Here is a 15696-nt window from a genome sequence, read left to right on the forward strand (position 1 = left end):
CGATGCAACCCGGTCCGAGCCTCCTCCGGCAGATTTCTGTTCGCCTGGTCGCGGCGGCCGTGCTCGTCTCGTTGATCGAGATCATCGGCGTCCTCGCGATCTACGCGAGCAACCGGCCCAAGCTCGCCGCGGAGTTGGTGACGACGGAGGCCGACCGCGTCTTCGACGCACTCACGAGCGACGATCCCCATCAAAGTCTCGCGCAACTCGAAGCCCCTCGCGGCGCCGACGACTGGGCCCTCACGGTTCACGACAGCAGCCGCAAGCTGATCTTCGAGCACGCGCCGAAAAATCCAAAGCTGTTCCAGCCTCTGCCCGCGCCCGTCGATCACGAATGGACGCGACTCGAGCGCGACAGCGGCCCGGTGATTCTGTCGGGCGCCCGTCATCTTCCTAACAACGCGTGGGTCACGATGACGGTGAGCGGCGAATCACTGCCGCTCTTCGGATTGGTGTTCGTCCGCGAAGCGTACGCGCACGTGATCGTGCCCGTCGCGCCCGTCACGATTCTGTTGCTGGTCCTGAATGTTTATATCGTGCGACGGATGCTGGCGCCGCTCGAAGCGTCTGCCGCTGAAGTCGATGCGCTCGAACCCTCGCGAATGGAAACGCGCCTGTCGGTGCCCGCCACGCCCAGAGAAGTTCGAGCGCTGGTTCTCGCGATGAATCGCGCCCTGGATCGTCTCGAACGGGCGATGCAGACGCTCGAGTCGTTCACGGCCGACGCGGCCCATGAGATGCGCACGCCGCTGTCGATTCTAAAGCTGCGCGTCGAGGCGCTCGAGGCGGGCCCTGCGAAGGACGCGCTGCGTGAGGATGTGTCCGCGATGACGCGGCTCGTGAACCAGATGCTCGACCTGGCGCAGGCCGACACGCTCGATTCGCAAATCACGCAAACGGTGGATCTCGCCGCACTCGCGCGCGACGTGGTCGAGCGCATGTTGCCGGTCGCAGTGGGGCGCGGCTGTGACATCGCCCTCATCGATCACGGAGGCGGCACGGTGAAAGGTCACGCCGAAGCCCTCGCCCGTGTGCTCGCGAACCTCATCGACAACGCCATCGCCCACTCACCGCGAGATCGCAGCATCGATGTCACCGTTGGCCCCGCAGCGCGCCTGGTAGTTCGGGACCGCGGCCCAGGTTTCTCGCCGGAGAACGCCGAGCTGTTGTTCCGACGCTTCTGGCGAGGCGCCGCGCCGGGTCGTGCGGGCGCGGGCCTGGGCCTTGCGATCGCCCAAAGCATCCTCGCTCGACACGGCGCGACGATCGCGGCCGACAACGCGCCCGATGGCGGCGCCGTTTTCACCATTCAGTGGCAGCAAGAGAGCCTTTCATGAGAACTGCGGGAGTGCCGGCGATGATCGCGGCACTGGGGTTGCCGATGTACGCCGAGGCCGCCGAGTCGGCGGATGGAGATCCGCCGCTGCAACTCGAAGCCGCGTACACGGGTGAAGTCTGGCGCAACGTGCGCGGCGGCGTGCGTGAGGATGGCACCTATCTCGACAACATCGACCTCATTGCAACTCTCGATGCCGAACGTGCGTGGGGCTGGAGGGGCACGACCTTCGTGGTCTCGGGGCTGCACAACAATCGACCGACGCTCTCGGATCGCATCGTCGGCGACATCCAGACCGTCAGTAACATCGATACCGACGGCGCGACGCGATTGTATGAGGCGTGGGTGGAACGCGCCTTCGAGGCGGGCGCGATCAAGCTGGGTCTGATCGATCTGAACAGCGAACTCGATGTGAATGAGACCGGCGCACTCTTCATCAACAGCTCGCACGGCATCGGCCCGGACTTCAGTCAGGTCGGTGAGAACGGTCCGTCGATCTTTCCTATCACCGGCTTTGGCGGGGTGATGCGCTGGGACTCCAGCGAGCGCCTGCAGATACGCGTCGCCGCGTTCGAAGGCACGGTGGGCGATCCCACGCATCCTCGACGCACGACGGTCGATCTGCAAAGTGGCGAAGGCACGCTATTGGTCGGTGAAGTCACACTGCGTCCCAACCAAGCCAATCGCACCCTCCTCGGCGTGTGGCGTCACACCGGAGGATCGACCGACTTCTCCGATGAAGCAGTGCTGCGACGAACCGAATCGCTGGGCTTCTATGCGCTCACCGAGGGAACGTTGATGGAGCGCGGCGAAAGCGCACTCTCGGCCTTCCTTCGCGTGGGCCTCGCGGACGCCGACGTGCATCAGATCTCCCGCTACTTCGGCGCGGGTCTGGTCTGGTCGGGACCGATGCTCGCGAGTGCCGAACACGAGGAGCAACTGGGCCTGGCGCTGGCCAGTGTCACCAATGGCGGTGCGTTCCGCCACGCTCAGGCAGATCTTGGCCTTGCCTACGAGCGGCACGAGACTGCGATCGAGCTGACCTATCGAGTGCAAGCCTTGTCATGGCTCGCGCTGCAGCCGGACCTGCAGTACATCATCAGTCCTGGCACCGACCCGGCGCTCGATGACGCATGGGTGGTGGGGCTGCGATTCGAGCTGAACTGGAGCAACGAGCCGGGCTGAGCACTCGCCTCGCTTCGACTACTGCAGATATTTGACGATCAGACGCGTGGCCTCATCGACCAGCCTGTCCACCACCTCGTCCGAGATCATGTCGGATCGGTGCAAGACCGCGTTGTGAGTCAGCGCCTCGATCGAGGTCACGCAGACGTAGGCCGCCATATCCAGGTCGAGGGTGCGAAGCTCCTCGCGATGAGCTTCGAGATAGCCCTTGAAGAGCGTGTAGAACTCGCGATTGAAGACTTCGATGTTTTCAAGGCGCCCGGTGCGCGGCAGCTGTTCCGCCAGCACCCGATGGAGCTTGGGATCGACGCGATGCGCCTCGATCGCGACCGTGACGAGCCTGCGCACCGCCTTCGGAATCGGTAGCGAGGCCACCTCCGCCAGCGCGCCGCGCGCGATCTGCATCAGCTCCTCCTGGTGACGAAGGATGACGGCGACCACGAGCGATTCCTTGCTCGGAAAATACTGGTACAGCGAGCCGACGCTCACGCCGGCCGCCTCGGCGATCCGGTTGGTGCTGGCCTTGTCGAACCCTTCCCGGACCAGGATACGGGCGGTCGCTCCGACGAGCGCGTCGACCGTCGCGCGCGATCTGTCCTGAGAGGCGTGCTTGCGAGGCTTGGTGAGGGGTTTGCGAGCCATGGCTCGCATTATAGATCAGGCGATCGCCGCGTTCTGCGCCTGGCGCTTACGGGCACGTTCCTCGACACGCCGACGGTCCAGATACATCAGCCAGCCGGTAATCATGAAGAGCGGCAACGCGAGGCTCGAGAGCATCAAGAGCAACGAACCGACGACGCCGAAGTACGCGCCCTTGTGAATGGACAGCATGCTCGCGAGCAGCCGCGCGCCGGTCTGCTTCTCCGCATAGCGCTCGTGCGAGAGCACTTGCGAGTTCGTCGGATCGATCTTGACCGTATTGAACGCAGTGACATGGGGTGCATCGGCCATCAGATACTGAATCCGCAGCGGCTCTTCGTCCTCCTTTGGAAGGCGCACGGCGATCTGGCCGTGAGATTCCGAGGCGGTGGCCTGCTCGAAGGATGCCCAAGCCTTATCAATGTCCGGCGCAACCAGTCGCTTGCCTTGCATCTGTTCTTCGGCGACGGGCGGCACACCGGCGAGCCGCTCGAGAATGTCGCCGTACCACGCGTAGGCGAAATACAAACCGGTGAGCGCCGAGAGTAACAAGAGCGGCAACACGTACGTGCCGACGACAGCGTGTAGCGAATAGAGGAAGCCGCGCCCGCGCAGCTTACGATCGACCACGAACCAGGCACGCCAATTGGTCGTCCGTCGCGGCCAACGCAAGTACAGGCCCGTCGCGACCATCGCGATCAAACAGATCGCCGCGATGTCGACGACACGGCGGCCGATGTACTCACCCGCCAGTCGATCCGTGATCAAGCCGCGATGCACTTCTTCGATCAGCTCGAAGAATTTCTCACCGCGCGCCCCGCCGCTCAGCCAGTCGCCCGTGTAGGGGTTCAAGTAACGCACGATCTCGCCCGAGTCCGACACAAACAGAACGCGCACGGCCCCATCCGCCTCGCCCGGCGCGGTCACCGTGCGCACGCGTGCCCCCATGCGCTGGGCTTCGGCCTGCGTGCGCTCGAGGAGCACCGGCATGGCCAACCGTTCGCCCTTCACCTCCACCTTGCGCGTGTCGGCATTCAACGCCGCGAGGATCGGATCCTGAAACGACATCATCGCGCCGGTGAATCCCATGATTGCCAGCAACACGCCGATGGTGATGCCGACCAGCCAATGGGCCTGAAACCAGAACCTGCTTTTAGCCATACGCGCGAGGGGATGAAGACGGACGGCGGGGAGCCTAGCCCGTTCTGCCTGACAGAGACCTGACACGAACGGCGAATTTCGGCTGAAAACTCGCAGGTGCGCGCCCGAGCAGTCTGACACCTACACAATTGTGCGCGGCAAGAACGCAACTGTGACGAATTGTGCCCCCTCCGTGGAGGGGCGCGAGCGCGCCTCGCGAGCGCGTACAGTCCGCTGCGTTCACACAACGGATTGCACTGGCCACGGAGAGAACCATGCTCAAACGCTTAGGGGGGACTGCCCGGCTCGGGCGCTGGCTGGCGGCGAGCAGCGCACTGTTTCTAGCCACGATGCTCGCGCCCGCGGTGCAGGCTGCACCATCGTTCGTCGCTTTCGAAAGCGGTCACGTCCGGCCGCTCGCCTTGTCAGCGGACGGCAGCAAGCTGTTCGCCGTCAACACACCGAACAATACGCTGGTCATCTATAACGTCACGCCGATTGGCATTTTCAAGCACGCCGAAGTATCGGTCGGCTTGGAGCCCGTCGCAGTTGCCATCCGCAACAGCAACGAGGTGTGGGTGGTGAATCATCTGTCCGACAGCGTCAGCGTGGTCGCTGTGTCAGGCATGCCTCGAGTCACCCGAACGCTGCTCGTGGGTGATGAGCCGCGTGACATCGTCTTCGCCGGCAGCAGCGGCCGCGCCTTCATCACAACCGCGCACCGTGGCCAGCATCGCACCGATCCCTCCATCGCCTCGGTCTCAGGCGCCGGCGATCCGCAACTCACGACGCCCGGGGTCGGTCGCGCCGACGTATGGGTGTTCGACCCCGCGAATCTCGGCACGAGTTTCGGCGGCACCCCGCTCAAGATCATGTCGTTCTTCAGCGATACGCCGCGTGCGCTCGCCGTGAGCCCGGATCGCAAGACCGTCTACACCGCGGCCTTCAAGTCCGGCAATCAAACGACGACGGTGTTCGAGCTGATGGTCTGCGACGGCTTCGATCCGAACACGCCCTGCACGTTCGCGGGCAACGCACTGCCCGGCGGCAACCCGGGCCCGATGACGAACTTCGAAGGCAAGCGCGCACCGGAAGTCGGTTTGATCGTAAAGTTCAACCGCGCAAGCGGCCACTGGGAAGATGAGCTCGGCCGCAACTGGGACGCGGCGGTCCGTTTCCAATTGCCCGACCAGGATGTGTTCTCGATCGATGCCAACGCGCTCACGCAGAAGGCCTCGTTCTCGCACGTCGGCACCACGCTGTTCAACATGGTGACCAACCCGCGCACCGGCAAGTTGTATATCTCCAATACCGAAGCCATCAATAACGTGCGCTTCGAAGGACCGGGCGTGGTCGGCGGCTCGACCGTGCAAGGCCGGCTCGCCGAGACTCGCATCAGCGTGATTTCCGGCACGACGGTCGCGTCCCGGCATCTGAACAAGCACATCAACTACGATCTGCTCGCGCACGATCCGGGCTTCGATCCGACGGTGAAGAATCACAGCCTGTCGACGCCCTTGGAAATGGTCGTGAGCCGCGATGGCCGCAAGCTCTACGTCGCGGCGTTCGGCTCGAGCAAAGTCGGTGTGTTCGACACGGCGGCGCTGGAAGCGAACACGTTCAATCCGGTCACGTCGAGCCCGAATTACATCACCGTGAGCGGTGGCGGTCCGAGCGGACTTGCGCTCGATGAAAACCGCAATCGGCTGTATGTGATGACGCGCTTCGACAACGCGGTGAAGGTCATCAATCTTGCGACCAAGGCGGAAGTCGCGGCCCTACCGCTCTTCAACCCGGAGCCGGTGCAGGTCGTCACTGGCCGGCCGCTGCTCTACGACGCCGTGGATATGTCCGCCAATGGTGAGGCGGCTTGCGCGAGCTGTCACATCTTCGGCGACAACGACGAGCTTGCCTGGGATCTGGGCAATCCCGATGACCTCGTGACGAGCAACCCCATTCCCATCCGCCTCGGCTTCGCGGCGCTCAACACGCAGCCGCGCATCAATGGCACAGGCGTCGTGACCGACTTCCATCCGATGAAGGGACCGATGACCACGCAGACGCTGCGCGGCATGCGCCATCACGGCGCCATGCACTGGCGCGGCGATCGCGCGCACGGGTTCTTCGGCACCGATGCGTTCGATCCGGAGCTGTCGTTCAACAACTTCGTCGTGGCCTTCGATGGATTGATCGGCCGCTCGATGCTGCCGGATCTCACGACCATGCAGCGCTTCACCAACTTCCAGCTCGAGGTGCAGCTGCCGCCGAATCCGGTGCGCAATCTCGATAACTCGATGACTGCATCTCAACAGCGCGGTCGCGATTTCTATCTCGGCTCGCGTCGATCCGACGGCGCACCGCCCGCCGCCGGCCCCGGCACGGGCTTCACGTGCGACGGCTGTCATCGCCTGGATGCCTCGCAAGGCTTCTTCGGCACCGACGGGCAGGCAAGCTTCGAAGGATTGCCGCAGATCGTGAAGATCCCTCACCTGCGCAATGCCTATACGAAGGTCGGCATGTTCGGCTTCCCCGGCATGCCCTTCTTCACGACGCCCGATACCGGCAACACCGGTAATCAGATCCGTGGCTTCGGCTACCTGCACGACGGCTCGATCGACACCGTGTTCCATTTCCTCTCGGCGGTGCTCTTTGCGCCGACGCCGGAAGTGGGCTTCCCGGCGGCGACTTACGAACAAACGCGGCGCGATATGGAGCAGTTCATGCTCGCGTTCGACTCCGACATTGCGCCCATCGTGGGTCAGCAGATCACCTTGACGAAAACCAACGCCTCCGCGGTGGGCCCGCGCATCGATCTGCTACAGGCTCGGGCGGCAGCGCCGTTTACCTCGAAGACGCTCGGCGGCGCCGTCACCGAATGTGACCTGGTCGCCAAGGCCACTATCGCCGGCACGCCGCGTGGTTTCCTTTACAACGCCGCCTCCGATTCCTTCGTGCACGCGGGCAGCGGCATCGATATACCCGATACGTTGTTCCGCGCCCTGGCGCTGATCTCCGGACAGGAAATCACGTTCACCTGCGTCCCCCCTGGCTCGGGGGCACGCATCGCTGCCGTACCTTGAGCCCGCTCCCACAAGACTTAAGTGTTGCAGACATTTCGACAGGTCGCCGTCACCCCACTCTGACGGCGACCTTTTTTTCTTCTTGCCCGTTCAACGCGCCGGCAGCGACGGCGGCCGCCCATCGACGAGCCGCAGCTCCTGCGCTCGAAACACCGCTTCCATGCGGGTGCTCACACCGAGCTTGGCGAACACGTTCTTCAGGTGCCACTTCGTCGTCAGCAGCGTGATGTTGCTTCGCTCGCTGATGTCTTTGTTGCTCAGGCCCAGCGAGACGAGCTTCAGCAGATCGAGCTCGCGTTGTGTCAGTAGCGGCGACGGCTCGGCCGGCCAAGGGCTCTCATAGGGATCGAATGACAGCACATCCCGGAAGCGCTTGAAGTACTCGGCCGGTGGCAGGTTCGGAACACGCGACATCTTGATCGCGGTAGCAAACATCTTCGGCAGGCCGAACACATCATCGAACACCGCCCGACTGAAACCTCGGTGCCCCGTGAGCGTCAGGGCGCGATTCATCCGGCCAAATGCCGCGTCTTCCTCGTGCGCCTGCCAGCTGCAGGTCGCGAGCGCCGCTTCGAGCCGTACCCGGCCGTAGACATCGCCCGCCACCTCCGCGCGTTCGCACAGCCGCTGTAGTTCGCTCGCCGCCGTGTCGAACAGGCCGCGATGAATCAGGATCGCGACTCTCGATAAGGCAAACTCTTCCCACTGTGGCTCGGCGGTATTGTTTGCATCGACATGGAACGACTGTCCGCAGTCGGCAAGCACCCGCAACGCGCGCAGCGGCTGTTCCTGCAACAGCCACAGGCGGACCTTCTCGAAACAGACCCGAGCCAGCAGCCGTTGGCAACTGCTGCTTTCGAGCACGCTGTGCAGGTAGTCGAGCAACCTGAGCGCGTCGCCATACTTCGCCGCTGCGCACTTGAGCCTCGCCGCGACCACGTGCGCAACGGTGAGGTTCTCCAAGGACGGCGCCATAGAGAGCAGCGGCAAGACTTCAGTGCACAGTGCTTCGGCCTGTTGCAGTCGATTGTGATGGTAATGAACCGATGCCGCGGCGGTAGTGGCTGTCACCCAGATAGGATTGCGTCGCCCGCCTCGGGTGCGCGCATACAGTTCCATGCAGCTCTCCGCCGCTTCTCTCGCGTGGCCTTCGGCTCGGTCGATCAACATCAGCACGACGGAGGCTTGCGCCAGCGCATAGATGTGCTGCGTTCCCTGCAACAGCTCCTTGCCTCGTAGCGCCAGGCGGCGTGCGGCGTCGAACTGCTTATCCACCAGCAGCTGATAGGCCGCGACGTTGAACAGATTGGTGGTGAGATAAGGATCGTCGGGAACGCTCAGCGCCTCCACGTCCGGCACGACGAACTGAACGCCTGCATCGGTCATGATCTCCAGCATCAATTGCAGCGGCGGCAACGCGCGGCGCTCCGAATCATCGCGCGCCAGTTGCCCCGCGAGGCGCAACTGCTGCCGCGCCCGATCGAAAAGTCGCAGAAAGATCAGGCTCATGAGGTGCGCATCGCGAATCGCCGGGCAGCTCATGATCTCCGTCAGCGTCAGTCGTCCGGACCACTGCAGGACTTCAGGAAACTCACCGGTGCGCAGCCACACTGGCACACAGCGCGCCAGCACTTGCACGGACCACTGACGATCCGCGGTCGCGAACGCGTGCTGCAACGCTTCGCTCGGCCGCTCGTGCTCGACGAACCATTCACTACAGAGTCGGTGCAACTCCGCGGTGCGAGCCGGTCCGAGCTTCTTCAGCTGCGCGAGCAGAAACTCCCGATACAACGCGTGATAGCGAAACCACCGATGCGTGCCATCCAGCGCACGCACGAACAGCTGCAATTGCTCCAACTCATCCAGACATCGCGTGGCTGCATCCTCCTTGAGCAACGCGACCGCGAGCTCACCGCAGAACCGCTCCGGAACGCATGTGGCGAGCAGGAAGTCACGCAATCGATCCGGCACGTCCTGCCAGGCCGCGGCCTTCAGATAAGCGCTGATGTCGTGATCGAGTCCGTCGCCCCGCTCGGCGCTCTCGAGCAGCGAGAGTTTCACACCCGCGATCCAGCCTTCCGTCCGCTGAGCGCATTCGGTCGCATCCTGCAGCGACAGCGGCGTGCCGCGAAGTAACAGGGATAGCTCACAGATCTGCTTGGGCTGAAACGCCAGATCGGCGGCGTCCAGCAACGTCAAGGCATCGTCGAGCTTCAGTCGCTGCAGATCGAATCGCGGCACGCGTCGGGTCGCCAGGATCCAGCGCACGCTCGGCGATGAGTGCAAGATCAGGGACAGCAGCACGCGCTCGCCGTCGGCGCAATCGAACCATTGCAGATCATCGATGACGATGACCAGCGATCGGTCGAGCGATGCGAGCTGATCGCGCAGAGCATCGGCGATGTGTTCGGCCGAGCATTGCGTACGAGCGCTCGCGCCGACGAAGCGCATCATCGAGGTATCGAGCGCCCGATCGATGCTTGCCGCGAGACAAGCGAAGAAATGCACCGGCTCGTGATCGCGCCGTTCGCACAGCAGCCAGGCGACGCGTCGGTCCGGCCCGACCGGGCCGTGCCACTGGGTCAGCAGCGATGTTTTTCCAGAGCCCGGTGGCGCCAGTAGCAGGACGAGCTTGCCGCCTCTTTCGACGCGGGCTTGCAGGGCAATGCGGGGAATGAGTGTTGGAGTACTGCGTGGCGGGCTGAGCTTCGTCGAGCTCACGGCCATGCCGACGATCTGCGCCATGTCGCGGTTCCGTGCCGTGCGCATAGGTCCCCGTGCAATCGTTGCGATGGACGAGCCACCACAACCGATGCGGCGGCGATCGATCAGGCCTGAAATCTACGGGCCTGCTGACAAAGGTGTCAATGCGCGTGCAGCACCGCGGCCGCTCCGCTTATGACACCGTTTCTGACAGCGCGGTAAGGTTCATCCCCTTGCAATTCAAAATCTTGCAATCACATACACGGTTCGCTCGGGCCGCTGTAGAATGCCCGGCAAGGCGCGTCGGCCTGCAACTCGCGGGACGCAGCGCGGTCCAACTGGACGACATTCCGGAGGAGTTCGAAAGTCATGGCCTCTTATCCAAGCACAGTTGCAAGCACTCGTGGCTCCGCGCTGGCGACTAATAAGGTTCTGCGCAACACGTACCTGTTGCTGGCGGCCACGCTCGGCTTCAGCGCGCTGACGGCGGGCGCCGCGATGATGCTCAACGTCGCTCCGCTGAATCCGTGGATCACGCTGATCGTCTACTTCGGCCTGCTGTTCGGCGTCTCCAAGACCGAGAACAGCTCCTGGGGTCTGCTGTTCATTTTCCTGTTGACCGGCTTCCTGGGCTTCACGCTCGGGCCCATCGTCAACGTCTATCTGAAGTTCCTGCCGAACGGCGCGCAGGTCGTGACCACGGCGCTCGGCATCACTGCCGCCACCTTCGTCGGTCTGTCGGCCTATGCGATCAAGAGCGAGAAGGACTTCAGCTTCATGGGCGGCTTCCTGACGGTAGGCATCATCGGCGCCTTCCTGTTGGGCCTGGTCGCGATGATCTTCCAGCTCTCGACGCTGTCGCTGGTGGTCTCCGGCGTGTTCGTGATCGCGATGGCCGGCCTGATGCTTTATCAGACCAGCGCCATCATCCACGGCGGCGAGACGAACTACATCCGCGCGACGCTGACGCTGTACGTGAGCATCTACAACATGTTCATGAGCCTGCTGCACCTGTTGGGCGCGGCCTCGAGCGACGACTGATCGTCTCGGCAAGGTCTGAAATATGACAAAGGGCGCTGCCAAAAGCAGCGCCCTTTTTGTTTGTCCCCCCACAGTTCAGCGCGAATTCTTGACGGACAACTCCCTACTCCATATATATCTCGCGGCAGCGATTCATTTCGCTGTCTAGAAAACCAAATCAGCGGACCCGCGCCGGACCCACTGCGGGTTAGGGAGTATCTGAATGACGAAGGTGTTCCGCATCCTTGTGGTCGCTGCGGCGTGCTCGTGGCTGGCAGCATGTGGCGGTGGCGGCGGCTCCGGCGGGGCTGCGAGCCCTGGCCCAGGTCCAGCGCAAGCTAATCGAGCCCCGACCGTTACCATCCTCGCGAGCGGCCAGGTCAATGCCGGGACTGGCAGTGGAGCGGATTTCACAGCAAGCGTCGGCAGCGAGCTCAGCATTAGTGGAGGCACGAGCACGGATGCGGAAGGCGATACGCTCAGTTTCGCCTGGACTCTCACCTCGAAGCCTGCACAGAGCACTTTGCAGCTGCCGGCCACCAGCACGGCATCGATCAGCCTGACGCCCGACGTTCAAGGCACGTACCAGCTCAACCTGCGAGTGAGCGACAGTCGCGGCGCCTATACCGACCGCCCCATTGCCCTGCTGGTCAATAACACTGCACCGGTCCCGGCGGTGTTGATCAGCGCCATTTATTCCGTCACGCCGGTCACTCGTCCGCCGCAGGCCATTTCCATCGGCGCCGTCATCGTCCTGAATGGATCCAATACCACCGATCCGGACGGCGATCCGGTGACCACTTCGTGGCAGCTCGTCGAACGACCTGCTGGCAGCACTGCTGCACTGACCATCGATGGCCCAGTTGCACGTTTCGTGGCCGACATCGCGGGACGCTATCAAATCTTGGCTCGGGGCCAAGACCCGATCGGTGCGTACTCAGAAGCGGTGTACGTGCTGGACGCCACGAACAACGCACCGAATGCGGTGTTAGTCAGCAACGTCATCAACCAGCCACGCAACAGCGGCCAAGCGACGCTGCAGGCGTCCATCGGTTACACGGTCGTGCTCGATAGCAGCTCCAGCTCGGATGCCGAAGGTGGCACGTTGACGCGCGCGTGGACGATGAGCAGCAGGCCCGCTGGCAGCACCGCGGCACTCAGCTCGAGCAATGGCACCAACACGCAACTGGTGCCTGACGTTCGGGGTAACTATGTGGTCGTGCTGACGGTGACCGATAGCGCCGGCGCGACAGCCACGTACACGACGACCGTCTCCGTCAACAACACCCGGCCGATTGCCAGCATCGCCAGCAATGCCACGCCGATTGCGCTACCCACGGGCCCGACAGTTCGAGTGCCGCTGAACACCGAGCTGACATTGCGAGGTAGCGGCAGCCAAGATGCCGATGGCGAGACGATTACATATAACTGGACTGTGGTTACCGCGCCGAACGGGAGCCTCGCGACGTTGACGTCTCCAACGTCCGAGACGACTCGCTTCACCCCGGATGTGGATGGCAGCTATGTCGTTCGTCTGCGCGTGACGGATCCCAACGGCGCGTACTCGGATCGCTCATTGATCATCGACATCGGCAACTACGCGCCGGTTGCGGTCGTCGACAAGAATCGCGTAACAGTCATGGCAGGAGCCCCCGTGACTGCGTCGGCTGCCCTGAGTTACGACGAAGACGGCGACGCTGTGACGTACGCATGGGCGCTGGATGCGCGTCCAGCGGGGTCGAATGCAGCGATCGCCGCGCCGAACGGCGCCAGCCTGTCATTCACGCCGGACGTGCCGGGAACATACATCGCCTCGGTAAGCGTCAGTGACGGTGGCGCGACCGGCGTCGCACAAGTAACGATTCGTGCGTTGGCCGCCTTCGCCAGCAGCGTCAACTTGCCGTTCGCGCCGCTCGACGCACGCTACAGCAAGGGCCTGGACAAGCTAGTGATCGTTGCAACCAATCCCAACTCGCTGCGCATCGTCGATCCGTTCACCGGCGGCGTTCAAAGCGCGGTACTACCCGCCGCGGTGAAGGCATTCACGATCAGTCCGAACGGATTGCGCGCCGGCGTTCTGCACGAAGGCTTGTTGACGCTGGTCGATCTGACGACGGCGCAAGTGGTACACACCGCCGCCACGTACGGCTCACAAACGGAGGTCTTCCTGCTGGACGACGAGACGGCATACCTCATCGGCCAAACCGGCGGTCAGTGGGTGGATACGCCGGTTCTGGCGCTCAACGCGCGTACAGGCCAAACCATTGCCATTCCGCCCGTGCCCAACGGCGCCGCGAGGTTCTACGGGACGCAGCGAGGTGTGTTCGCCGATCGCAAGAACCGCATGCTGTTCATGGCATACGGAATCAGTCCTGCGGATATTTCTTATTTCACGATTAATCCAAGCACGCATGCGGTCGTAACGTCAGGCGATAGCCCCTATCACGGCGACTGGCCGCTCGGTAGCACCTTCTTTCTTTCGGGCAATCAGGATGTGCTGTTCACTTCCGCGGGCACCTATTTCAGCACCGAGACGCTGAGCTATCTGGGCACGCTCGGCGGCGGTCTCCTTTCCATGAGTCACTCATCGGTCGCGGATGAGGCGGTGGTCGTCGTATCCACCGGATCGACCGGCAGCTATCCGTACCTGCCCAAGTACGCCGCTCACTACAAACGTTACTACGGCAGCCTGCTGTTGCCTGAAGCCGACTTGCCGCTACCGACTATTGGCGGGCAACAAAGCTATGGCATCCAGATCTTCCATAGCGCGAACGATAAGCACGTGGTACTGGTGCAGACAGGCAGCGATACGGCGCTCGCCGACGGCGTGCAGTATCACGTCATCAATCGCTGATCGGCAGGTTTGATTTCAGCGTGGCCGCTCCGACTTCACAGTCGGAGCGGCCCAATCCCGCGCGTCCAAGACCGGGCGGACTCACTCGGGTGTCTTGACCTCACTTGGCAAACGTCACCCATGCGGTCTCGCTCGCCCCGCCTGCGGCGACGCCGATCGTGAAGCGATATCTCACGGTCGCGCCACCAGGCACATTCGGCAGCGTGTAGGTATTGTTCGAGCCCGACACGGTCATGCGGAGGTTCTGCTGAGCGCCGCCATCGATCGTGTAGTGAACATCGGCCCAGGGCGCATTGTTGACGTAGAACTGCACGTTGCTGCCGGAGATGGTGTGACCATAGGCACCTCCGCCCACCGTGAACGTAGTCCACACGGTTTCGGTCGCGCCACCAGCGGCAAGGCCAATGGTGAACCGATAGGACACCGTGGCGCCGGCCGGCAAGTTCGTCAGCTGATAGCTATTGTTCCCGCCCGACTGCGTCATACGCAGGTTTTGTTGAGCGCCACCATTGATCGTGTAGTGAACATCGGCCCACGGAGCGTTGTTGACGTAGAACTGCACGCTGCTGCCGGCGATGCTATGTCCATAGCCACTACCACCTCCACCATCGGTTGTGACCGTCACGCTGTTGCTCGAGGCGGACTCATTGCCGGCCGCGTCGAATGCACGAACGCTGTAGGTGTAGCTGGTGCCAGCGCTCAACCCATAATTGGTGAAAGACGTGCTCGATGAGGTGGCCACAGCAGCGTCGCCGCGATAGATGCGATAACCGGCGACACCCACATTGTCAGTCGAGGCGCTCCATGACAGCGTGACGCTGCTGGAACTCTTGCTCGGCGAACTGAGCCCGCTGGGCGCCGTCGGCGCCTGAGTGTCGCCGACAGGGCCAGTGCCATTGCCGCTGCTAAACGCGTTTGCTGGAACAGTGACGACCGCACCGTCCGAGAAGGATACGGTGATCGGAGCGCCGGTCATGTTGTATGCAACGTAGGTGCGCTTGCCCTGCTTGTTGAATACGGCATATAGCGGATGATCCGAAGTCACCGCGCGATCGGTGGTTCCGAGCGCGTTGAGGTTGTGGACCCAGTGATACGTGTTGGCGCGCGAATTGCCTCGCTCGATCAGCAACGAACCGATCCCCGCATTCATCTGATTGATGGCGTCCGCGGGACTCTGGATGGCGCGATACATCCAGATGATGTCGCCCCACTCGTTCCAGTTGGTGCCACCGTTCTCGGCCACCAGCGCCTCGTAGTTCTGTCGCGTGTAATCGGGAAACTGCGTGAGATAAAGCGAACCGGCCTGGATCGGCAGCCAATTGATGCCGTGAACTTCCTCGGGATTGCCGGTCCACCACACGCCATCGCCGACCGTCTTGCCACCCCACACCATGCTCGCCGTGGAGCGCGTGAAGTTCGGATGATGATTCTGGCCCGTGACGTCGAACCAGTACTCATTGATGGCGTTCATCTCCGTCGTGTAGAGATAGATCCCAAGATCGCGCAATGTAGTATCCCCGACCGCCTCGGCGAACAGGATCAGGCCCGACCACGCATTCATGGCCTCTGAGGAAGACTCGTTGTTGTTGCCGTCGCCGAAATTGGCGTGACCCGGTAATCCCCCCGTTTATAGCTGCAGCCAGAAGTGGAAAGGAACTAAGCAGCCATCGCCAACTTCTGTATCGGCGTGAACCCACCTAGCGCCATGTTGGGACGCTCATTGTTGTACGTCCAGAGCC

Annotated in this window: 9 protein-coding genes and 1 pseudogene; 5 read left to right on the plus strand and 5 right to left on the minus strand. The window is 62.8% G+C overall.

The window, feature by feature from the left end:
* Positions 1-2 precede the first annotated feature (2 nt).
* Together EK373_RS32600 and EK373_RS32605 are read left to right on the plus strand one after the other, a co-directional pair.
* Complete coding sequence (locus EK373_RS32600; RefSeq protein WP_198683840.1) at positions 3-1337, plus strand: sensor histidine kinase; 1335 nt, start codon at positions 3-5, stop codon at positions 1335-1337.
* Positions 1334-2521, plus strand: coding sequence for a carbohydrate porin (locus EK373_RS32605; protein WP_129649556.1), 1188 nt, complete (start codon positions 1334-1336; stop codon positions 2519-2521). The genes EK373_RS32600 and EK373_RS32605 overlap by 4 nt, the downstream gene beginning before the upstream one ends.
* A gap of 18 nt (positions 2522-2539) precedes the next feature.
* On the opposite strand, the gene EK373_RS32610 is transcribed toward EK373_RS32605, so the two are convergent.
* Entirely contained in the window at positions 2540-3163 is a 624-nt protein-coding gene (locus EK373_RS32610; protein ID WP_129649557.1) for a TetR/AcrR family transcriptional regulator, read from the minus strand.
* 15 nt (positions 3164-3178) lie between these two features.
* Positions 3179-4321 (minus strand): PepSY-associated TM helix domain-containing protein, encoded by a 1143-nt coding sequence (locus tag EK373_RS32615; protein WP_129649558.1) that lies wholly within the window; start codon positions 4319-4321, stop codon positions 3179-3181.
* A 254-nt stretch (positions 4322-4575) separates the two neighbouring features.
* On the opposite strand from EK373_RS32615, the gene EK373_RS32620 reads away from it, so the two are divergent.
* Positions 4576-7380, plus strand: coding sequence for a YncE family protein (locus tag EK373_RS32620; protein WP_198683841.1), 2805 nt, complete (start codon positions 4576-4578; stop codon positions 7378-7380).
* Between the two features lie 90 nt (positions 7381-7470).
* Here EK373_RS32620 and EK373_RS32625 read toward each other — a convergent pair whose 3' ends face one another.
* Positions 7471-10125, minus strand: a complete 2655-nt coding sequence (locus EK373_RS32625; RefSeq protein WP_198683842.1) for a LuxR C-terminal-related transcriptional regulator — start codon at positions 10123-10125, stop codon at positions 7471-7473.
* A 327-nt stretch (positions 10126-10452) separates the two neighbouring features.
* Here EK373_RS32625 and EK373_RS32630 point away from each other — a divergent pair, with 327 nt between their 5' ends.
* Together EK373_RS32630 and EK373_RS32635 are read left to right on the plus strand one after the other, a co-directional pair.
* Entirely contained in the window at positions 10453-11124 is a 672-nt protein-coding gene (locus tag EK373_RS32630; protein WP_129649560.1) for a Bax inhibitor-1/YccA family protein, read from the plus strand.
* 202 nt (positions 11125-11326) lie between these two features.
* The gene (locus tag EK373_RS32635) at positions 11327-13957 is read left to right on the plus strand and encodes a PKD domain-containing protein (protein WP_129649561.1); all 2631 of its coding nucleotides are present in this window, start codon (positions 11327-11329) and stop codon (positions 13955-13957) included.
* Between the two features lie 100 nt (positions 13958-14057).
* Here EK373_RS32635 and EK373_RS34105 read toward each other — a convergent pair whose 3' ends face one another.
* On the minus strand, positions 14058-14933 hold the full coding sequence (locus EK373_RS34105; protein WP_269813787.1) for a fibronectin type III domain-containing protein: 876 nt from the start codon (positions 14931-14933) through the stop codon (positions 14058-14060).
* 135 nt (positions 14934-15068) lie between these two features.
* Positions 15069-15551 (minus strand): annotated as a pseudogene (locus tag EK373_RS34110) (glycosyl hydrolase); the annotation flags it as partial.
* Between the last annotated feature and the right edge of the window lie 145 nt (positions 15552-15696).

The organism is Peristeroidobacter agariperforans, assembly GCF_004138335.1.
In the GTDB taxonomy this organism is placed as follows: domain Bacteria; phylum Pseudomonadota; class Gammaproteobacteria; order Steroidobacterales; family Steroidobacteraceae; genus Steroidobacter; species Steroidobacter agariperforans.